Below are 19,531 nucleotides of genomic sequence, written 5' to 3' on the forward strand. Positions count from 1 at the left end.
ACGGGCGCTTACTTGACCTTGGCGTAGGTGCCCTTCAGCGCGACACCCGCGAGGATGGCACCGGCGTAGCACTCGTAGTTGGTGCTGCTCTTGAACTCGTTCTTCTTGTAATAGCTGACGATGTCGACCACGGCGTTGGCGCCGCGCGACTTGGCACCGTCCTGCAGCGCGCGCAGTGCCGACAACGCAACCCAGCGGCAGGCCTCGGCATCGCTCTTGTTGGCGGCGTTGGTCTTCTTGTTGGTCACGTCTTCGCCCAGGCGCTGCTGCACGCTGACCGGCTGGCCGGCCAGATAGAAGCGCACGCTGCCGTCGATGCCAGCGTCCTTGGCGGCCTGCGAATTGACCAGTTCCTGCAGGGACTGTTCGACACGCGTGTCGCGGGCAGAGGCGGTGGAGGTCAGGGCCAGCAGCGCGGTGGCAGTGGCGATCATGAGAGTGCGGCGCATCGAAACTTCTCCTTGTCAGGGGTGCGGGTGGGTAGCGGAAACAGTGCGGTGGGACGGTGGTTCACTCGCGCCAGCGGCGGAACACCAGCGAGGTGTTGATGCCGCCGAAGGCGAAGTTGTTGCTCATCACGTACTCGGCCTGCAGTTCGCGGCCCTGCCCGGTGATGAAGTCGAGCTGGCCACAGCGCGGATCGACCTCGGCCAGGTTCAGGGTCGGCGCGAACCAGCCGGTGCGCATCATCTCGATGCTCAGCCAGGCCTCGAACGCGCCACAGGCACCCAGCATGTGGCCGACGTAGCTCTTCAGCGAGCTGATCGGCACGCGGCTGCCGAACACCTGTGCGGTGGCCTGGGTCTCGGCGATGTCGCCGTGGTCGGTGGCGGTGCCATGGGCGTTGACGTAGTCGATCTGCGCCGGGTCCAGGCCGGCGTCCTCCAATGCCAGGCGCATGGCCTGGGCCATGGTGTCGGTGCTGGGCTGGGTGACGTGCTGGCCATCGCTGTTGGTGCCGTAGCCGACCACCTCGGCCAGGATGGTGGCGCCACGCGCCTGCGCGTGTTCCAGGTCCTCCAGGATCAGCGTGCAGGCGCCCTCGCCCAGTACCAGGCCATCACGGCCGGCATCGAACGGGCGCGGCGTGGTCTGCGGCGCGTCGTTGCGCACGCTGGTGGCGAACAGGGTGTCGAACACCGCCGCTGCGGTGGCATCGAGCTGCTCGGCACCGCCGGCCACCATCACCGTCTGCTTGCCACTGCGGATCGCTTCATAGGCCGCACCCACGCCCTGGCTGCCCGAGGTGCAGGCACTGGACGTGGTGTACACGCGCCCGGACAGGCCGAAGAACACGCCGATGTTGACCGGCGCGGTGTGGCTCATCATCTTCAGGTAGGTGGTGGCACTGATGCCATCGGTGGTGAACTCGTTGAGCATGCGCCCGAATTCACCGGTGGCCTCATGGCTGCCCGACGAGGAACCATAGGCCACGCCGGTACGGCCGCTGCGCAGCACCGGATGCTCGTGCAGGCCGGCTTCACGCAGTGCCACCTCAGTGGCGCGCACCGACATGATCGCGACCTTGCCCATCGAGCGGGTGGTCTTGCGGTTGTAGTTGGGCGGCAGCGCGAAATCCTGCGCCGGCGCCGCCAGCTTGGTGTTCAGCCCGGCATACACATCCCACTCGGGCATCGCACGCACCGCATTGCGGCAGCTGCGCAGGTGTGCCTCGATGGTCGGCCAATCGTGGCCGAGCGGACTGATGGCGGCGGCACCGGTGACCACCACGCGACGATTGGCGGCCATCAGAGCATGCCTCCGTTCACCGAGATCACCTGGCGGGTGATGTAGCCGGCCGGCTCGGACAGCAGGAACGCCACCGTGGCCGCCACTTCGTCGGGACGGCCGACGCGGCCGGCGGGAATCAGCTTGAGCGCGTGTTCAACCACTTCATCGTTGAGCATTTCGGTTTCGATCAGGCCCGGAGCCACGCAGTTGACGGTGATCTGGCGGCTGGCCAGTTCCAGCGCCAGCGCCTTGGTGGCACCGATGATGCCGGCCTTGGCAGCACTGTAGTTGACCTGGCCGCGGTTGCCGGCCAACCCGGATACCGACGACAGGGTGACGATGCGGCCCGGCTTGCGCCGCCGTACCATCGGCATGATCAGCGGATGCAGCACGTTGTAGAAGCCATCCAGGTTGGTGTGGATGACCTGGTCCCAATCGTCCTCCGACAGCGCCGGGAAGGCGCCGTCACGGGCGATGCCGGCATTGCAGACCACGCCGTAATACGCGCCATGTGCCTCGACATCGGCTTCCAGCGCGGCCCTCGCGGCCTCGCGGTCGGCCACGTCGAACACCAGCACGCGGGCCTGCTGGCCCAGTGCCTGGATCTCAGCCTCCACGGCCTGTGCCTCTTCCAGGCGGCTGCGGCAATGCACCACCACGTCGAAGCCATCGCGCGCGATGCGCAGCGCAATGGCCCGGCCGATGCCCCGGCTGGCGCCGGTCACCAGCACGCTTCGATTCCCTGTCATGCCTGTCCACTCTCCAGATAGGCCATCGCGTCGGCCGGTTCGTACACCGACACGTTGGCTGTCGCCCATTCGTCCTCACCTGCCAGGATGCGGCAGGCGAACATCCCCAATCCATTGTCACCCAACAGCTCGCAGCGCGCCTGTACGCGCAGCCGCGAACCGGCGGGGAAGCTGCTGCGCGCGCTGCTGTAGCGGCGGCTGCCGAGCAGGAAGCCCAGCTGCGGCGGCTTGCCGGCTGCACGCGCACGGCAGCCGGCCCAGGCCGCGATGGCCTGCGCCATGTACTCAATGCCGACCCACGCCGGGACCTGGCCATCCTCGACGAACAGGCCTGCCTCGGGTACCACCAGCTCGGCCTCGAGGGTGTCCTGGTCCCAATGCGTGATGCGCTGCAGCAGGCACATGTCCTGGCGGTGCGGCACCACCTCTTCGATTGCATACAGCGTGTTCATCGACGCTCCAGTGCCAGCACGGCGTTGCTGCCGCCGAAAGCGAACGAATTGCTCAGCACCCGCCGCGGTGGCTGCGCAAGGCGCGTGCCCGGTGCGACCAGCGGCAGCACCGGCAGTGCCGGGTCGGCCACGCCGTCCCACCAGTGCGGCGGCAGCAGCTGCTGCGGGTTCTCGGCCAGCACGATCCAGCACAGCGCCGCCTCGATGGCACCCGAGGCACCCAGCGTGTGGCCGGTCAGCGGCTTGGTCGAACTGGCTGGCACGCTGTTGCCCAGCACCTGCGAGACCGCCAGGCTTTCCATCGCATCGTTGTGGCCGGTGGCGGTGCCATGCAGGTTCACGTAATCCACTTCGTCTGCGCCCCAGCCTGCGCGCAGCAGCGCCTGCTGCAGCGCATCGATGGCACCCAGCCCCTGCGGGTCGGGCGCGGACATGTGGTGGGCATCGGCCGACTCACCCCACCCCGCCAGGCATACCGGGCCGGGTTCGCGGGTGAGCAGGAACAGCGCGGCACCCTCGCCGATGTTGATGCCGGCGCGGTGCTGCGAGAACGGGTTGCAGCGTGCCGCCGACACCGATTCCAGCGCGCTGAAGCCAGCCACGGTGAAGCGGCACAGCGAATCGGCGCCACCGGCGATCACCGCATCGACGATGCCGGCGCGCAGCATGCGCGCGGCTGACATCAGTGCCTTGGCACTGGACGAACACGCGGTGGACAGGGTCCACGCCGGTCCCTGTGCGCCGCTGCGCTGGCGCACGAACTGCGCGGCGGTGCCCATTTCCTGCTGGGCGTAATCGAAGCCCTGCGGCCACTGGCCCTGTTCAGCGTGGCTGCGCAGGGCCTGCTCGGATTCACCGATGCCCGAGGTGCTGGTGCCCAGCACCACCGCCACGCGCTCGGCACCATGGCGGGCAATCGCCGCGGCCACCGCCGGTGCGATCTGCGCCAGCGCCACGTCCAGCAGGGCGTTGTTGCGCCCGCGCAGGGCCACCGGCAGGTCTTCCAGCGCCGGCAGCGGCGTGCGGACCTCTCCCAGCGCCAGGGTGCGCCCCGGCAGCAGGCTGTCGTTGTCGCTGAGCCCGCCCGGCACATCGGCGAACATCGCCGACGCGACCGCAGTGCGGCCATCGCCGAGCGCGCAGACCACGCCCAGGTCGTTCAGGTAGATCGGTGCACTCATGGGTCCTGCCCGGCCATATCGATCGATTCGATGCGCAGCGCATAGCCTTCGGCGCGGTTGTCCAGCTGCACGCTGCCATCGTCCAGGCGCTGCAGCAGCAGCCACACCGTGCCGTCGCGCGACAAGCTGCGCTGGTGGCCGTCGTCGATGACCTCCCAGCCGGCCGGCAGCGCTGCGGCGATGGCCGCGGTCGGCCACAGCGCGAACTGCAGGTCATCCAGCACACGCTCGGCACGCACCTGCGGCGGCAACCACGGCGCACGCTGCTGGGTCAGCTGCTGGCCGTCCCACTGCAGGCGCACGCCGGTCTGGCCCATCGCCTGCACCGCCAGCTGCACCCGCTGTGCATCGGCTTCCAGCAGCGCATCGAGGTCGCGCTCATGGCTGCCGAAACGGAAGTGCAGCTGCTGCTGCAGCGCCAGCGGCGCCGGCAGGCTGGCCGGCGACAGGCGCAGCGGCGGCAGTTCCACCTGTGGCTTGGGCATGCGCCCGGCACAGGCGGCCAGCAGCAGGCACAGCAGCAGGGCCGCAGTACGGAAGATCAGGCGCTGCACAGTTCCTCCAGCACGCGCATGCGACGGCCGCTTTCGTCGGCCACATACGGGTTGTTGGTGTCCCAGGCGTAGCCGGCCAGGATGGAGCTGATCATGTCGCGCACTTCGGGCTGCTGCTGCGGGTGGTAGATGATCTTCTGGAAACCGCCGTCGTACCAGCTTTCGACGAAGCGGCGGAAGGTCTTCACGCCGGCGCGCAGCGGGATCGAGAATTCAGCTTCCCAGTCGACGGTTTCACCGGCATAGCGGCGCGCCAGGCATTCGCTGGCCAGCTGCGCGGACTTGAAGGCAATGGTCACACCGGACGAGAACACCGGATCGAGGAACTCGCCGGCGTTGCCCAGCAACGCGTAGCCGGGCCCCCACAGCGAACTGACGTTGGCCGAGTAGCCGGTGATGCGGCGCACCGGCAGCACCGCCCATTCGGCGTTGGCCAGCAGGCGGGTCAGGTTGGGGTCCTCGCCGACGATGGCCTGCAGCTTCTGCAGGTCGTCACCCTCGTAGCGCTCGAAGAACGACGGCTCGGCGACCACGCCCAGCGAGCAGCAGCCGTTGGAGAACGGGATCGTCCAGTACCAGACGTCGATGTGCTCGGGATGGGTGGTGATCAGGATCTTGTTGCGGTCGAAGTCCGCTTCGGCCGGAATGTTGTCGCGCACGTGGCAGAAGATCGCGCCGCGCACCGGGAAGTTGGAAGGCGACTCCAGCTGCAGCAGCCGCGGCAGCAGGCGCGCGAAGCCGGAGGCATCGAGGATGAAATCGGCCTCGATGCGGTATTCACTGCCGTCCGGGCGGCGCACCGTCACCGCCGGTTGCTCGCCCGGCTCGACCGCAAGCACTTCGTCGCCGAAGCGCAGCGTGGTGCCCATGCGCTCGGCACCGCGTGCCAGCACGTTGTCGAAGTCGGCGCGCTGCACCTGGTAGGTGGTGCCCCAACCCGGCGAGAACTTCTTCCTGAAGTCGAATGCAGTGCGCGCTTCGCCGTGCACGAAGGCGGCACCGTTCTTGTACTGGAAGCCCGCCTCGACCACATCCTGCAGCAGGCCGGCCGCCTCGATGTACTCCATGCTCTGCGGCAGCAGGCTTTCGCCGATGGAGAAGCGTGGGAACTGCTGGCGTTCCAGCATCAGCACCTGGCGGCCCTGCTGGCGCAGCATCGCCGCAGCCACCGAACCGGCCGGGCCCGCGCCGATGATCAGGATTTCAGTACGTTCGACAGCATCCACAGCAGTGTTCATCGGTGCGTCCTTGTTGCTCGATCAAGTGGAAAGAAGGAAGTCGGAAAACAGGCTCAGGCCGGCGGCAGATCGTGCGGCGGCGGACGGAACAGCGGCGAGATCAGCCAGACCAGGCCGATGCCGAACAGCAGGGTCAGGCCGAACGCGCGCAACGCCGGGGTCTGCGACAGGCCCAGCAGACCGAACGACAGCCAGGTACTGGCCGCGCCCACGCACACCGCCAGCCAGGCACTGGCATCACCGCGGTGCTCGATCAGGAAGATGCCGTAGTCGATGCCCATGCCCAGCAGCAGCATCAGCGCCAGCACGTTGAACAGCTGCAGCGGCTGGCCGAACAGGCCCAGCAGGCCCAGGGTCAGTGCACCGGCAATCAGGGTCGGTGCGAACACGCGCCAGGCTTGGCGTCGGTAGCGCAGCCACAGCGCGCCGAACACCAGCACGATGCCGACCAGCAGCAGGCCGCCCATCAGCTTGCGGTAGTGGCCCAGCAGCTGCGAGAAGTCGGCGGTACGGTCCACCCAGCGCACGCCGGGCAGGCCCTCGGCCGCGCCACGCAGGGTGGTCAGCGCATCGGCACGCGACAGGTCATCGACCATCACCACGCTGATCATCTGCCCGCCCACCGCGCCCACCCACAGGTGACGGAACGGCTGCGAGGCGGGCGAGGCCAGAAAGGCTTCGGCGGTAAGCGGCGCATCCGCGAACTGCGGACGCTGCAGCGGCTCTCCCACCGCCTCGGACACGGCCGACAGCACGCCAGGTTCCACCTTCGCGGTCAGCGCGGCATCGGCCTGCTGGCGCGCCGGCGACGGCAGCCAATCGCTGATCGCGCGATAGCCACCAATGCGCTTGTCGTTGGCCAGTACACGCAGGCGCTCGGTCAGTGCTTCCTCGCGCTGCAGCAGCTGCGCAGCATCCGCGCCCTGCACCAGGTAGAACTGCGCCGGGCTGGGCATGCCCAGCAGCTGGCTCAGGCGGATCTGCTGCGCCATCAACGCTGGCGGTGATGACTGCAGGCTGCGCAGGTCGTCGTTGCTGTGCAGGCGTGCGATGCCGATTGCAGACAGTGCCAGCGTGATCACCACGAACATCGTCACCGCGCGACGGCCATGCAGGCGCGGGAAACGTTCCAGCGTATTGCCCAGCCACTGCGAGAACCGGGTCTGGCGGATCTCGCCGCCATCGAGCCACGGGAACCAGAAGATCACCGTGAGGAAAGCAGCCGCCAGACCGACCACCGAGAACAGTGCCATCTGGCGCAGGCCCGGGAACGGGGCCAGGCCCAGTGCCAGGTAGGCCAGCGCGCTGGTCAGCAGGGCCAGCCACAGGCCGGGCAGCAGGTGCCGCAGCAGCTTCCAGCGACGATCGGCCGGCTCGGCCTGGCGCGAGGCGAACCAGTGAATGCCGTAATCCTCGGCCACACCCACCAGCGATGCACCGAACACCAGGGTCAGCACGTGCACCTTGCCAAACACCAGCACGGTCACCGCCAGTGCCACGCCGCAGCCGATCAGCAATGACGCGGCGACCAGCAGGATCGGGCGCAGCGAACGGAACGCCAGCCACACCAGCAGCAGCACCGCGGCCAGCGAGCCCCAGCCGATCGTGTTGATCTCACGGTTGGCCTGCACTGCGGCTGCCTCGGCATGCAGCGGCACGCCGGCGTGCAGGATCTCCAGCTCCGGTGCTACGGCCTTGGCCGCCTTTCCGGCGCGTTCCAGCAGGCCATCGAGATGGCGTTCGCCGTCAAGCTGGAATGCCGAACCAGGTGTATCGAACTGCAGCACGGCCCAATGCCTGCCCTCGGCTTCCAGCAGGCCGTCATCGCCCAGCCGCAACCCCGAGCCCTGCGCCTGCTGCTGCCACCATTGCGGCCACAGCGACAGCGGGTCCTGGCGCCAATCGGTCAGGCGTGGGGCGCCCATCGGACCGTACAGCGCAGCCAACGCCTGCTCCGCCAACGCGCCCGGCTCGCTGCCCTGCAGCTGCTCGCGCTGGGCCGGGGTCAGCAGGCGGTCGCGGTACGGCGCGTAGAACGCGCGCGCCTCATCGAACCAGCCCTCGATGGAACCACTGGGCACCAGCAACGCGTGATCGGCATCCTTGGCCATAGCCGCAGCGAACGCGGACTGCGCGCGCTTGGCGGCGGCACCGTCCTGGCTGCCCAGCAGCACCACCACCTGCCGTGAACTGCCATCGGCGATGCGCCGGGTGACGTCGCTCAACAGGCGGTCACGCGCATCCTGCGGCAGCAACGCGAGGATGTCGGTGTCGATCCGCGATTGCTGGCTCCACAGCTGCCACTGCTGTGCGCCCAGCGCCAGCAGCAGCACCAGCCAGGCGATGCCCAGCCAGTGCCACCAGCGCCGCAGGCGGTCCGGTGCGTTCGATGCCACGGCCTCACTCAAAGCGGCGGGCCTCGTCGGCATTGAGCGTGGCCGGCGCCTCGCTCAACGCGCTGAACTGGATCTGCGTGCGGTCCTTGTTGGCCTCGACGATCTCGACCTGGCGCACGTAGCGGTCACCTTGCAGGGTCAGCGACTGGAAGGCCTTGGCCAGCATCGCCGACTTCGGCGTCAGCCGCAGCCGCCAGCCCTGCCCTTCACGACTGGCCGCCACGTTGAACTGGCTGGACAGCGCCTGCACGTCGCCACTCATCAGCGCGAACATGATCGCGTTGACCGAACGCATCGCCGGCTGCTGCCGTGCATCGAGCTCGACACGGGTGCTGCCATCGCGCTGGCGGCTGAGGATGCGGTCGGCGGTCACCACCACTTCGGAGGGGAACGGCTTGAGCGTGGTCCAGATCACGCCGTGCCGGCGGGCGACCACGAACTGGCCCTGCGAGCGCAGCGGGTTCCTGAAGCCGCTGACCTGCTTTTCCTGGCTGAACTGGCCACGCAGCACGTCCGGCCGCGCCACCGCCTGGGTGATCGCATCAATGGCGGGGTCGGCCGCCTGCACCTGCGGTGCGGCAACGAAAATCAGCGCGCACAGCAGCGCGCTGGAAAGACGGACAAGGGTGTTCACGGTGCAGGCACTCCCAGGCGTTCCCACAGTACCGGCGGGCACTGGTACTGCATTTCCTTGCTGGCCGCGTCCACCGCGACCTGGATGGTCATCGCGCGGGTCAGCACCTGGCCGTTTTCCGCATCGAGGATTTCGTACTCGATCTTCAGCCGGTTCTCCCATTCCACGATGCGCGCGACCACGCGCAGGGCCTGGTTGAACAGCAGCGGCCGCACGTACTTCACCCGCGCATCGACCACCGGCCACAGGTAGCCCGACTCGAGCATCTGCGGATAGTCGTAGTCGTAGCGCCCGAGCAGCGCGCAGCGCGCGATCTCGAAGTACTTGAAATAGTTGCCATGCCAGACCACGTTCATCGGATCGCAGTCATGGAAGGCGGGCGTCAACGCAATTTCGCCAACCCGTTCAATAACCTCATTCACCGGCGTACAGCTCCCAACGTTGCGCGCGGATCTCCACCAGCAGTTCCCGCAGTTCGCGATCCAGCGCGCGGTCTTCTTCAACCAGGGCGATGCGCTGCCCCAGGTCGGCGTACATGTCGGCCAGACTGCCATGCAGCTGCGCGTTCAGGCCAACCCGTTCGCGCAGGGCCAGGCCCTGGCGGGCAGCGATCAGCATCGCGGCCACCACCTGTTCAGTCAGTTCGATCACGCGCAGGCAGTCACGCGCGGCGATGGTGCCCATGCTGACCTTGTCCTGGTTGTGGCATTCGGTCGAACGCGAGAACACGCTGGCCGGCATGGTCTGCTTCAGCGCTTCGGCGGTCCACGCCGACACGCTGATCTGCAGTGCCTTCAGGCCATGGTTGATGGCCGCGCGCGGGCCGGTGGCCGCCGACAGGTTGGCAGGCAGCCCATGGTTGTAGCGGGCATCGACCACCAGCGCCAGCTGGCGGTCGAGCAGATCGGCAACGTTGGCCACGGTGTTCTTCAGGGTGTCCATCGCCAGCGCGATGTGGCCCCCGTAGAAGTGGCCGCCATGCAGGATGCGCTCGCCGTCGGCATCGATCAGCGGATTGTCGTTGGCGCTGTTCAGTTCGGTTTCGATCAGCTGGCGCAGGAACGGCAGGCTGTCCTCCAGCACGCCGATCACATGCGGCGCGCAGCGCAGCGAATAGCGGTCCTGCAGGCGCTGTTCATTGCGCGGCGGACGCTCGCTGTGCAGGTCGCTGCGCAGGCGCGCGGCGATGCGGCCCTGGCCCGGATGCGGCTTGGCCGCGAACAGGGTTTCGTCGAAGTGGTGCGCGTTGCCGTCGCTGGCCAGCACGTTGAACGCGGTCAGGCGCGTGGCCATGCGTGCCAGGTAGTCGGCGCGCTGCCAGGCCAGGCAGGCCAGGCCGGTCATCACGGCGGTGCCGTTCATGATCGCCAGGCCTTCCTTCGGCCGCAGCTTCAGCGGGGTCATGCCGATCTTCGCCAGCACCTCGGCTGCCGGCCGCACGCGGCCGTCGTGCAGCACCTCGCGCTCGCCGCACAGCACCGCCGCCACGTAGGACAGCGGCGTGAGGTCACCACTGGCACCGACCGAGCCTTCGGCCGGAATCATCGGCAGCACGTCGTGCTGCAGCAGCGTGGCCAGGCCTTCCAGCAGCGGCACACTGACACCGGACATGCCACGCACCAGCGAGGCCAGGCGCGCGGCCAGCACCGCACGGGTCTCGACCGGGTCCAGGTAACGGCCCAGGCCGCAGCCATGGTAGGTGTACAGGTGGTGCGGCAGTTCAGCCACCAGTGCCGGCGGGATGTTCACCGTGCACGAATCGCCATAGCCGGTGGTCACACCGTAGATCACGCCATCCTCGCGCAGCAGTCGGTCGAGGAAGTCGGCGCCGCGCTGGATGTGCGCGCGGAACGCCGGCGCGTCGCTCAGCGCGGCCTCGCACTGGCGCTGGGCCAGGGCAACCACGTCTTCGATGGTCAACGGTGCATCGCCAAAGCGGCACACGGGTACGGCGTCAGTCGTCATGCGGAGCCTGATCCCAGAAGGGGAAGAAATTGAACCAGTCCAACGGGGACTGGATGACCTGCAGTTCCAGCCAGCGCGCGAAGCGCTGTGCCTGTTCGGCCAGTGCGGCGTCGCGCGAGCCACGCGGCAGCACGATGCGGTCGGCGAACTGTTCGAATGCAACGCGATAGCCCTCGCCCTGGTGCAGGCAGGCCATGGTGTAGACCGGGCACCCCAGCGCGGCGGCGAGTACATAGGCGCCGATCGGGAACGGGGCGCGGTGGCCAAGGAAATCGGCGGTGACGCTGCGGCCACCCTGTACCGGCGTGCGGTCGCCGACGATGGCAACGAAGCCCCCCGCCGCAACGCGCTCGGCCAGCATCACCGCCGTGGCCGGCCCCATTTCGGTCACCTGCACCAGTTCCACCGCCGCCAGCGGGTCCAGCCGCTGCAGCAGACGGTTGAAGCGCTGCGCGTGTGCGGTATGCACCAGCACGGTGATGCGGAATCCCGGCACCTGCTCGGCCAGCACCTGGCACAGCTCCAGGCAGCCGATGTGCGCGGTGAGGATCAGCCCGCCCTCGCGGCGCGCGATCTTCTGCAGCACCAGGTCGCGGTGCAGGTGGATGCGTTCGGCCGGGTAGCGCCCGCCCAGGCCGAGGATCTTGTCCAGCATCGTGTCGGCGAAGGTAAAGAAGTGGCGCAGGCTGTCACGCCGTTTCGGCGCGCGGCCGAGCACGCCGCTGTGCGCCTGCAGCCGCTGCAGGTACTGCATCGAGGCCTGGCGCCCTACACGGTTGCCCAGCCAATGGCAGGCCACCACCGGCCACACGCACAGGCGGAACGGCCAGCGCCCGAACCAGCGGTGCACCCAGCACAGGAACAGCACGCCGGCCACCGAGGTGGATTCGCCGATGTCGGCCCAGTGTGGGGCGCCCTGCGCGGCCGTCATCTCAGCGCTGCCCCCGCAGGCGGCGCCACAGCAGGCGCGGCGCGCGCCAGAGCATGCCGAAGAACAGACGGGTATGCATGCGGCTGATGCGCACGTTGTCGCGCCACACATCGAAGTGCGACACGCCATCGGCAGGATAGGTCACGCGCGTGGCCAGGTGCTCGACCGGCAGCCCGCGCCAGTACAGGCGCACCATTATTTCGGTATCGAAGTCCATGCGCCGGCCGATGGTCTCTTCACCGATCACGCGCAGCACCGGCGGCAGTGGATACACGCGGAAGCCGCACATGGTGTCGCGCAGGTGCAGCGACAGCGTGTTGATCCAGACCCAGATGTGGGTGGCGTAGCGACCGTACAGGCGCGCCTTGGGAACACTGGCGTCGTAGGCCGGAATGCCACAGATCACTGCACCCGGGTGCAGGCGCGCGGCTTCGATGAAGCGTGGCAGGTCAGCCGTATCATGCTGGCCGTCGGCATCGATCTGCAGCACGTGGCTGTAGCCTCGCGCGCCGGCCTCGGCGAAACCGGCCAGCATTGCCCCGCCCTTGCCCTGGTTGATGTCCAGGCGCAGCAGGTCGACACCCTGGCGTTGTGCCAGCGCGCGCAGCACCGCCGCGCACCCATCGTGCGAACCATCGTCGACCAGCAGGCAGGGCAGTCCCGCGGCCTGCACGCCGTCGAGCACCGCCGCGATGGCGTGCTCGTGGTCGTAGACGGGAATCACCACCAGTGGCGCGAATGCGGCACCGGCAACGGCCGGATCAGTCCGCATCGGCGAAGACCACTTTGCCGCTGGCATGCACACCATGGCTGGAGGTGTAACGGAAGGCCAGCGCGCTGCGTGCGGCATCCCAGTCCAGCTGCAGGGTCAGCTCATCGCCGGGGCGGGCCACATGCTGGAACTTCACCGCATCCATGCGCAGAAACGCTGCCGGCATTGCGAACACCTGGCGGCCGAAACGCACCGCCCAATCCAGCTGCGCCACGCCGGGCAGGATCGCTGCCTGGGGGAAGTGGCCCTGGAACGGCCGCAGCGTCGGGTCCAGGGTCATGCGCAGGGTGGCGCTGGCGGCGTCGCGGCGGTTCCAGACCGGCACCGGCATCAGTGGCTGGAACAGCGCTGCCAGCGCCGCCTGGGTTACCTTGCCCTGCGCATTGATCGGCAGCGCCTGCACCAGGCGCCAACGGCGCGGCCGGGTCACTGCGTCATGCGCGTGCGCCAGGCGCGCGCCAAGGCGCTGGCCCAGGGCGCGGCGCGCGGTGTCACCACCCGCCAGCAGCGCCCGGTCAGCCGGTACCACCACGGCCGCCAGCTGCTCGCGCTGGCCGGGCAGGACCAGCACGCGCGCGTCGTCCACTTCGGCGTCTTCGCGCAGCGCGCGCTCCAATGCATCCAGCGAGACGCGGCGTTCTTCGATCTTGACGATGCGATCGGCCCGGCCCAGCAGGCGGAACCGGCCATCGGCCAACGCTTCCACGCGGTCCTGGGTACGCCACCAGTCGAGGGTTTCCAGATGCGCCGAGGCGACGGCCAGGCAGCCATCCTCGATGCGCCACTGCACGCCCGGCAACGGTTGCCACGGTGGCAGGTCGGTGTCCCAGCGGCGCCAGGCGATGCCACCGGTTTCGCTGCTGCCGTAAACCTCGGTCGGCGCCACACCCAGCCACTGCCGCACCTGGCGTGCGGCTTCTTCCGGCAGCGGGCCGCCGGAGGAGAACACCGCGCGCAGGCGGCCATGCAGGCTGGCCCAGTCCAGCTGCTCGGGCAGGCGCTTGAGGTGGGCTGGCGTCGCCACCAGCACCGTGTCGGTACCGGCCAGCGCACCCACCAGGTCTTCATGGAAGAACCGGCGTGGATGGATCAGGCGGCCGGCGGCCAACGGCCACAGCACGCGGAACAGCAGGCCGTAGATGTGCTGGTGGGATACCGTGCCATGCACCTGCACGCCCTCCATCTGCGCGCCGAACGCGGCCTGCAGCGCCTCCACCTCGCGCGCCAGCTGGTCCAGGCGCTTGCCGATCGCACTCGGCTGGCCGGTGCTGCCGGAGGTGAACACGCACAGCTCGCAGGCGCGTTCGTCCAGCACCTGCAGTTCGTCGTCCAGCGTGGCGTCCAGCGCCGCCAGCGGGCGATAGTCGGCCGACACGTCGCCTGCGAAACCGCTCACCTGCGGCTGCAGTGCCTGCAGCGTGGCCGGCAGGTTGTCGGCCGCCAGGAACACCCGCTTGCCGGCATGCCAGGCACCGAACAGCGCCGCCGCGAAGGCCACGGCGTCATCGAAGTACAGGGCCCAGTCGCGGCCTTCGGCCGCCGCAAAGGCGGCGCGCCAGCCCAGCACGCGCTGGCGGAAGCGGGCGTGGTCGATCACCTCGCCATCGCAGACGCCAACATTGCGCTGCGGCCGCGCCTCCAGCAGCAGCCGGTCCAGGGCAATCCACTCAGCCATGCACGTGCGCCGCCTTCACCCGCCGCCGCACCAGCCACTCACCTGCGAACAACACGCCCATCATCACGTACGCCAACAATCCGTTGTAGAGCATCCAGACCCGGTCCGACGCGTACAGCGCGGTCAGCAGGGCCAGGCTACCGTTGAGAACGAAAAACCCGCACCACACCTGGGTGACGCGTCGGGTATAGGCCACCGCGAACGGGGGCAGGTCCGGCTCCTGCAGCCGCGCCAGGCGCTCCACCAGCGGTGGCCCGAAGCGCAGGCTGGTGCCGAACACCGCCAGCATCACCGCATTGACCAGCGCCGGGTACAGCTTCAGTGGCAGGGCCTGGTTGAGCACGGTAGCCAGTACCGCCAGCAGGCCGGTGCCCGCCGCTGCGGCCCACCACAGCGGCTGGCGCGAACTCAGCGCGCGCAGCAGGGCCAGGGTGAACAGCAGCAGCGACAGCCAGCGTGGCTCGAAACGACCCATCGCCAGGTACACCAGTACCGGGTAGGCCAGCGAGATCGCAGCCACCACGACCGTGCGTGCGCGTGCCATGGTGGAGCCGTCGGCGCTGCGGTCAGGCGGCTGCCTGGTCCGGCAGCAGCCTGTGCACCACATCGACGATGTCCTGCACGGTACGCACGGCCTTGAACGCTTCCGGCTGCAGGTTGCGGCCGAGCAGCGGCTTGAGCTGCACGATCAGGTCCACCGCATCGATGCTGTCGATGTCCAGGTCGTCGTACAGGCGGGCTTCCGGGGTGATCCGGGCCGTTTCGATCTCGAAGCTGTCGGTCAGGATGCTGACGATGCGTTCGAACAGTTCATTCTTGGTCATGGCAATTCCTGGCGCCGTTACGACTGGCGGGCGGCGACGAACTCGCCGAGCGCGCGCACGCTGGAGAAATGGCGACGGGTTTCTTCCGAATCGGCCGAGAGGCTGACACCGTACTTCTTCTGCAGCGCCAGTCCCAGCTCCAGCGCGTCGATCGAATCCAGGCCGAGGCCCTCGACGAACAGCGGCGCGGTCGGATCGATGTCCTCCGGCGTGATGTCCTCCAGCGAAAGGGAGGAAATGATCAATTCCTTGATCTCGTGCTCAAGTGCTTGCACGGTTCGGATCTCCAGACAGGTCGAAATAACGAGAAAGGTGCTCGGTGACGCGACGGGCCGCCAAGGCATCCCCCCTTGGCGAGTCGTCTTCGGCCAGAAATGGCGCGATCGGGATATCTTCGCCGATCTGCAGCCGAACGTGAAAGCGACGTGAGGGGACACGATACCACTTCTGCCCCTTGGTCAGCGTTGGCGGGCTGCAGGTGATCCGCACCGGGGTGACGTCGATGCGGCCCCGTACGGCGATGTTGGCGGCCCCGCGCTGCAGCCGCGGTGGCTGCCCCGGCACGCTGCGGGTGCCTTCCGGGAAGATGACCAGGGTGCCTCCAGCGCGCACTGCGGCCACACAGTCATCGACCAGGCCGGCGCCATCGTCATTGGAGATGTAGCCGGCAGCCCGCACCGGGCCGCGCATGAACGGGTTGCAGGCCACCGCCCGCTTGACCACGCAGTCGGCGTTGGGAAGCAGCGAGATCAGGCAAACCACGTCGATCAGGGTCGGGTGGTTGGCCAGCACCAGCAGGCCGTCGCGCTGCAGGCGTTCGCCGCCCTCGATCTCGTAGGTCATCACCCCCAGCCCGCGCATCAGCCGCAGATGGCTGGCGAACGCGACCTGGACCACGCGCCGGGCACGGCGGCGCCGCGCCACCGGATCACGCATCAGCAGCAACACCGGCATCACCAGAACGCCGAGCAGCAGCCCGCCCAAGCCGAATGCGGCAAAGCTCAGGCCGGTGCCGAGCACCCGCCAAGCATGATCGAGACGGCGCAGCGCCTCAGCCACGGCGCCCCCAGCGCCAACGCTGGCCCTGAGCCACGTGCTCCAGCGCCGGCGCGCCGGACAGCAGAAAGCGGTGCAGGTCCAGCGCGTGCGGCAGCGTGCCCGGGGCGGTGGCAGTGGCCTCCGGCGCCGCCTCCCACTGCAGGGAGAGGATCGGCTGGCCCGGCATCGGCGCCGTCAAGCGCCAGCACCAGGCAAAGAACGGGTCAGGTTCGTCGGCAAACGTCGCGTAAATTTCAGGAAGCGGCGACTCATAGACCACCACCCGCACTTCGCGGGCGCCATCGGCGAGCAGACCGGCCGCTTCCAGGCAGGCGGTCTCGACCGTGGCCTGGCCGGCGGCCAGCGCCAGGTAGTTGCCGCGGTGACCGCGCGCGATCGAATACAGCGCGGCGATCGCGTTGTGCACCGACAGGCCGAACCCCGTCGGTGACAGGGGCTGATCGCTGGCGAGCGCCCCCAGCAGCTCCATCGAACGGGCCACGTCGCCGTGGCGGCTGGCGAACACCAGCGGCACCTGGCTGTCAGCGCCCTGCCCGTCCTCGCACCAGCAGGCAGCCTGGATCGCCATCCGGCCCAGCCGCTCGATTCGACGGCGCTGCATTGCCGGGATTTCGGCGAGCGGCGGCGTGTCTTCGCCAACCGGAGGATACGGCGCATCGGCCCAGCCCAGCCACTGGCTACGCTCGCTCAGGCCGGGCGCCCAGGCAGCCCAGTCGACGATGGAGAATTCGATCATTAGCGAAGGTGCTTCAACGGGAGAACGATAGGCACGAGCCATTACGGCGACGCGCGGCGGCCCCCCGTTCCTGCAGCCGTGCGTCCGTCCAGGACGTCGCCGGCTGCCCCCCTGGCTGCCGGAAAGGAGCGCACGCTAGCACGTCCCGCCCGGGGTGTGCAGATTTCACATTCCACAACAGGGGGCCCGGCACCAGCGGGCCCCGCTTCAATCGATCAGTGGTAACCGCTATCGGCGCGCACTTTGCCGCGGAACACCCGGTACGACCACGCCGTATAGCCGAGGATGACCGGCAGCAGAATGACCAGGCCGACCAGGCTGAAGCCCAGCGAGGAGGCCGGCGCGGCGGCCTGCCACAAGGTCATCGACGGCGGCAGCAGGTAGGGCCACATGCCCAGCACCAGGCCGAGGAAGCCGAGCACGAACAGGGCCAGGCTGAGCAGGAACGGCGGCAGGTCGCGGCGCGGATGGGTCGCGCTGCGCCACAGCGCGGCGGCCACCGCCAGCGTCAACAGCGGCACCGGCGACAGCCACCAGAAGTTGCCGTCGCTGAACCAGCGCGCCATCAACCGCGAATCGAGGAACGGCAGCCAGCTGCTGACCAGGCCCATCGCCGCGATCACCGCCACCACCAGCGGCCGGGTCATCTGCCGGGCCAGCGCCTGCACGCGCCCTTCGGTCTTCAGGATCAGCCAGGTGCTGCCCAGCAGCGCGTAGCCGGCGACCAGCGCAGCGCCGGTCAGCATCGCGAACGGGCTGAACCAGGTGAATGCGCCGCCCTGGTAGGTACCGTCCACCAGCGGGATGCCCTGCACCAGGGTGCCGAGGATCACGCCCTGGGCAAAGGTCGCCAGCAGCGAACCGAGGCCGAACGCCACGCTCCACAGCCGGCGCGATCGATGCGCCTTGAAGCGGAACTCGAAGGCTACGCCGCGGAACACCAGCGCCACCACCAGCAACAGCACCGGCAGGTACAGCGCCGACAACAGCACCGCATAGGCCTTCGGGAACGCCGCCAGCAGCCCGGCGCCGCCCAGTACCAGCCAGGTCTCGTTGCCGTCCCAGATCGGCGCGGCGGTGTTCATCATCAGGTCCAACTGCTCCTCGTCCTCGGCGAACGGGGCCAGGATGCCGATGCCGAGCACGAAGCCATCCAGCACCACGTACATCAGCACGCCGAAGCCGATCACCGCAAACCACGCCACCGGCAGCCAGGTCATCAGGTCCATGTCAGCGCTCCTCCAGCGGTTCGTCGGCCGCCGACAGCGGGCGTGCCGGGGTGTGGCTGCCGTGGTCCAGCGATGGCCCATCATCGTGCGGACGCGGTCCGTGGCGCAGGATCTTCACCAGGTACCAGATGCCCCAGCCGAACACGAAGGCGTAGCCAACGACGTAGACCGCCAGCGACAGCGCGGTCATCCACGCGCTCTGCGGGCCGACCGCATCAGCGGTGCGCAGCACGCCATACACCACCCACGGTTGGCGGCCCATCTCGGTGACGAACCACCCGGACAGCAGCGCGATGAAGCCGCTGGGCAGCATCCAGTTCCAGCCGCGCAGCAGCCACGGCGAATCCAGCAGCTTCCTGCGCCACAACTGGAACGCCGACACCCAGGCCAGCAGCAGCATCAGCGTGCCCAGCCCGACCATGATGCGGAAGGCGAAGAACACCGGCGTCACCGGCGGCCGCTCGCTGGCGGGTACCGAGGTGAGAGGATCGAAGGTGCCGTCCAGGCTGTGGGTGAGGATCACGCTGCCCAGCTTCGGGATGGCCACTTCGAAATCGTTGCGCTCCTCCTTCTCGTTGGGCAGCGCGAACACCACCAGCGGCACGCCCTCGCCTTCCCGGGTCTCATGCCAATGCGCTTCCACCGCCGCGATCTTCATCGGCTGGTGCTTGAGCGTGTTCAGGCCATGCATGTCGCCGACGAAAATCTGCACCGGCACGGTCAGTGCCGCGAACGCCACCGCTGCCACCAGCATGCGCCGGCCCGCTTCCACGTGCGTGCCCTTGCGCAGGTACCACGCACCCACGCCACCGATCACGAAACAGGTGGTGATGAACGAACCCAGCGCCATGTGCGCCAGGCGATAGGGGAACGAGGGATTGAACACCACCTGCCACCAGTCCACCGGATGCACGATGCCGTTGACCATCTCGTAGCCGGCCGGCGTGTGCAGCCAGCTGTTGGACGACAGGATCCAGAACGTGGAGAACAGCGTGCCCAGCGCGACCATGCAGGTGGACAGGAAATGCAGGCGCGGCGAGACCCGGCCCCAGCCGAACATCATCACGCCGAGGAAGCTGGCTTCCAGGAAGAACGCGGTCAGCACTTCGTAGGTCAGCAGCGGGCCGATCACCGTGCCGGCCACCTCGCTCAGCCGCGGCCAGTTGGTACCGAACTGGAAGGCCATGACGATGCCGCTGACCACGCCCATGCCGAACGACACCGCGAAGATCTTCTGCCAGAAGAAATACAGCTCGCGCCACACGGGCAACTTCGTGCGCAGCCAGCGCCATTCGATGAAGGCCAGCCAGCTGGCCGTGCCAATGGTGAAGGCGGGGAACAGCACGTGGAAACTGATGACGAATCCGAACTGGATCCGGGACAACAACAACGCGTCCAAGGGACG

At 68.4% G+C, this 19,531-nt stretch carries 21 protein-coding genes; all 21 read right to left on the reverse strand.

Annotation, left to right across the window (positions count from 1 at the left end; all coding sequences use genetic code 11):
• Positions 1 to 8: 8 nt before the first annotated feature.
• The 21 genes from AC5P8J_RS12075 to AC5P8J_RS12175 all read right to left on the reverse strand — a co-directional run bounded on the left by AC5P8J_RS12075 (position 9) and on the right by AC5P8J_RS12175 (position 19,525).
• On the reverse strand, positions 9 to 449 hold the full coding sequence (locus AC5P8J_RS12075; RefSeq protein WP_005420284.1) for a hypothetical protein: 441 nt from the start codon (positions 447 to 449) through the stop codon (positions 9 to 11).
• 61 nt (positions 450 to 510) lie between these two features.
• On the reverse strand, positions 511 to 1,749 hold the full coding sequence (locus AC5P8J_RS12080; protein WP_134735283.1) for a beta-ketoacyl-ACP synthase: 1,239 nt from the start codon (positions 1,747 to 1,749) through the stop codon (positions 511 to 513).
• Positions 1,749 to 2,480: a 3-ketoacyl-ACP reductase FabG2 gene (locus AC5P8J_RS12085; protein ID WP_021203490.1), complete on the reverse strand. Its 732-nt coding sequence runs from the start codon at positions 2,478 to 2,480 to the stop codon at positions 1,749 to 1,751. Before AC5P8J_RS12085 ends, AC5P8J_RS12080 begins: the two co-directional genes overlap by 1 nt.
• On the reverse strand, positions 2,477 to 2,932 hold the full coding sequence (locus AC5P8J_RS12090) for a hotdog family protein (RefSeq protein ID WP_111102288.1): 456 nt from the start codon (positions 2,930 to 2,932) through the stop codon (positions 2,477 to 2,479). Before AC5P8J_RS12090 ends, AC5P8J_RS12085 begins: the two co-directional genes overlap by 4 nt.
• Entirely contained in the window at positions 2,929 to 4,113 is a 1,185-nt protein-coding gene (locus AC5P8J_RS12095) for a beta-ketoacyl-ACP synthase (RefSeq protein ID WP_021203492.1), read from the reverse strand. The genes AC5P8J_RS12090 and AC5P8J_RS12095 overlap by 4 nt, the downstream gene beginning before the upstream one ends.
• Complete coding sequence (locus AC5P8J_RS12100; protein ID WP_021203493.1) at positions 4,110 to 4,667, reverse strand: DUF3261 domain-containing protein; 558 nt, start codon at positions 4,665 to 4,667, stop codon at positions 4,110 to 4,112. The genes AC5P8J_RS12095 and AC5P8J_RS12100 overlap by 4 nt, the downstream gene beginning before the upstream one ends.
• On the reverse strand, positions 4,655 to 5,905 hold the full coding sequence (locus AC5P8J_RS12105; protein ID WP_021203494.1) for an NAD(P)/FAD-dependent oxidoreductase: 1,251 nt from the start codon (positions 5,903 to 5,905) through the stop codon (positions 4,655 to 4,657). Before AC5P8J_RS12105 ends, AC5P8J_RS12100 begins: the two co-directional genes overlap by 13 nt.
• 53 nt (positions 5,906 to 5,958) lie before the next feature.
• Positions 5,959 to 8,334: an MMPL family transporter gene (locus tag AC5P8J_RS12110; RefSeq protein ID WP_032953699.1), complete on the reverse strand. Its 2,376-nt coding sequence runs from the start codon at positions 8,332 to 8,334 to the stop codon at positions 5,959 to 5,961.
• Positions 8,306 to 8,935 (reverse strand): LolA family protein, encoded by a 630-nt coding sequence (locus AC5P8J_RS12115; RefSeq protein ID WP_021203496.1) that lies wholly within the window; start codon positions 8,933 to 8,935, stop codon positions 8,306 to 8,308. The genes AC5P8J_RS12110 and AC5P8J_RS12115 overlap by 29 nt, the downstream gene beginning before the upstream one ends.
• The gene (locus tag AC5P8J_RS12120) at positions 8,932 to 9,357 is read right to left on the reverse strand and encodes an acyl-CoA thioesterase (protein ID WP_031270261.1); all 426 of its coding nucleotides are present in this window, start codon (positions 9,355 to 9,357) and stop codon (positions 8,932 to 8,934) included. The genes AC5P8J_RS12115 and AC5P8J_RS12120 overlap by 4 nt, the downstream gene beginning before the upstream one ends.
• On the reverse strand, positions 9,350 to 10,900 hold the full coding sequence (locus AC5P8J_RS12125) for an HAL/PAL/TAL family ammonia-lyase (protein ID WP_014038932.1): 1,551 nt from the start codon (positions 10,898 to 10,900) through the stop codon (positions 9,350 to 9,352). The genes AC5P8J_RS12120 and AC5P8J_RS12125 overlap by 8 nt, the downstream gene beginning before the upstream one ends.
• Positions 10,890 to 11,831, reverse strand: coding sequence for a lysophospholipid acyltransferase family protein (locus AC5P8J_RS12130; protein WP_021203498.1), 942 nt, complete (start codon positions 11,829 to 11,831; stop codon positions 10,890 to 10,892). The genes AC5P8J_RS12125 and AC5P8J_RS12130 overlap by 11 nt, the downstream gene beginning before the upstream one ends.
• 1 nt (position 11,832) lies before the next feature.
• Positions 11,833 to 12,603 carry a glycosyltransferase family 2 protein gene (locus tag AC5P8J_RS12135; protein ID WP_495216834.1) on the reverse strand — a complete coding sequence of 257 codons (771 nt, stop codon included), beginning with the start codon at positions 12,601 to 12,603 and terminating at the stop codon, positions 11,833 to 11,835.
• The gene (locus AC5P8J_RS12140; RefSeq protein WP_494540183.1) at positions 12,593 to 14,278 is read right to left on the reverse strand and encodes an ApeI family dehydratase; all 1,686 of its coding nucleotides are present in this window, start codon (positions 14,276 to 14,278) and stop codon (positions 12,593 to 12,595) included. The genes AC5P8J_RS12135 and AC5P8J_RS12140 overlap by 11 nt, the downstream gene beginning before the upstream one ends.
• Positions 14,271 to 14,822, reverse strand: a complete 552-nt coding sequence (locus AC5P8J_RS12145; protein ID WP_031270265.1) for a COG4648 family protein — start codon at positions 14,820 to 14,822, stop codon at positions 14,271 to 14,273. Before AC5P8J_RS12145 ends, AC5P8J_RS12140 begins: the two co-directional genes overlap by 8 nt.
• Positions 14,823 to 14,844: 22 nt before the next feature.
• Entirely contained in the window at positions 14,845 to 15,102 is a 258-nt protein-coding gene (locus AC5P8J_RS12150) for an acyl carrier protein (protein ID WP_006402206.1), read from the reverse strand.
• 17 nt (positions 15,103 to 15,119) lie between these two features.
• Entirely contained in the window at positions 15,120 to 15,377 is a 258-nt protein-coding gene (locus tag AC5P8J_RS12155) for a phosphopantetheine-binding protein (RefSeq protein WP_005411610.1), read from the reverse strand.
• Entirely contained in the window at positions 15,364 to 16,161 is a 798-nt protein-coding gene (locus AC5P8J_RS12160) for a lysophospholipid acyltransferase family protein (RefSeq protein ID WP_021203501.1), read from the reverse strand. Before AC5P8J_RS12160 ends, AC5P8J_RS12155 begins: the two co-directional genes overlap by 14 nt.
• On the reverse strand, positions 16,154 to 16,897 hold the full coding sequence (locus AC5P8J_RS12165) for a beta-ketoacyl synthase chain length factor (RefSeq protein WP_019661717.1): 744 nt from the start codon (positions 16,895 to 16,897) through the stop codon (positions 16,154 to 16,156). The genes AC5P8J_RS12160 and AC5P8J_RS12165 overlap by 8 nt, the downstream gene beginning before the upstream one ends.
• A gap of 215 nt (positions 16,898 to 17,112) precedes the next feature.
• Positions 17,113 to 18,126 (reverse strand): cytochrome d ubiquinol oxidase subunit II, encoded by a 1,014-nt coding sequence (cydB, locus tag AC5P8J_RS12170; protein WP_197575346.1) that lies wholly within the window; start codon positions 18,124 to 18,126, stop codon positions 17,113 to 17,115.
• Between the two features lies 1 nt (position 18,127).
• The gene (locus tag AC5P8J_RS12175; RefSeq protein ID WP_478436103.1) at positions 18,128 to 19,525 is read right to left on the reverse strand and encodes a cytochrome ubiquinol oxidase subunit I; all 1,398 of its coding nucleotides are present in this window, start codon (positions 19,523 to 19,525) and stop codon (positions 18,128 to 18,130) included.
• Between the last annotated feature and the right edge of the window lie 6 nt (positions 19,526 to 19,531).

The sequence above is a fragment of the Stenotrophomonas sp. YJH_SMC_37 genome (assembly GCF_059370035.1).

Coding starts and splice junctions, on each gene's coding strand:
- AC5P8J_RS12075 (WP_005420284.1), bottom strand. CDS start 449: ATGCGCCGCACTCTCATGATCGCCACTGCCACCGCGCTGCTGGCCCTG.
- AC5P8J_RS12080 (WP_134735283.1), bottom strand. CDS start 1,749: ATGGCCGCCAATCGTCGCGTGGTGGTCACCGGTGCCGCCGCCATCAGT.
- AC5P8J_RS12085 (WP_021203490.1), bottom strand. CDS start 2,480: ATGACAGGGAATCGAAGCGTGCTGGTGACCGGCGCCAGCCGGGGCATC.
- AC5P8J_RS12090 (WP_111102288.1), bottom strand. CDS start 2,932: ATGAACACGCTGTATGCAATCGAAGAGGTGGTGCCGCACCGCCAGGAC.
- AC5P8J_RS12095 (WP_021203492.1), bottom strand. CDS start 4,113: ATGAGTGCACCGATCTACCTGAACGACCTGGGCGTGGTCTGCGCGCTC.
- AC5P8J_RS12105 (WP_021203494.1), bottom strand. CDS start 5,905: ATGAACACTGCTGTGGATGCTGTCGAACGTACTGAAATCCTGATCATC.
- AC5P8J_RS12110 (WP_032953699.1), bottom strand. CDS start 8,334: ATGCCGACGAGGCCCGCCGCTTTGAGTGAGGCCGTGGCATCGAACGCA.
- AC5P8J_RS12125 (WP_014038932.1), bottom strand. CDS start 10,900: ATGACGACTGACGCCGTACCCGTGTGCCGCTTTGGCGATGCACCGTTG.
- AC5P8J_RS12130 (WP_021203498.1), bottom strand. CDS start 11,831: ATGACGGCCGCGCAGGGCGCCCCACACTGGGCCGACATCGGCGAATCC.
- AC5P8J_RS12135 (WP_495216834.1), bottom strand. CDS start 12,603: ATGCGGACTGATCCGGCCGTTGCCGGTGCCGCATTCGCGCCACTGGTG.
- AC5P8J_RS12140 (WP_494540183.1), bottom strand. CDS start 14,278: ATGGCTGAGTGGATTGCCCTGGACCGGCTGCTGCTGGAGGCGCGGCCG.
- AC5P8J_RS12145 (WP_031270265.1), bottom strand. CDS start 14,822: ATGGCACGCGCACGCACGGTCGTGGTGGCTGCGATCTCGCTGGCCTAC.
- AC5P8J_RS12150 (WP_006402206.1), bottom strand. CDS start 15,102: ATGACCAAGAATGAACTGTTCGAACGCATCGTCAGCATCCTGACCGAC.
- AC5P8J_RS12165 (WP_019661717.1), bottom strand. CDS start 16,897: ATGATCGAATTCTCCATCGTCGACTGGGCTGCCTGGGCGCCCGGCCTG.
- cydB (WP_197575346.1), bottom strand. CDS start 18,126: ATGGACCTGATGACCTGGCTGCCGGTGGCGTGGTTTGCGGTGATCGGC.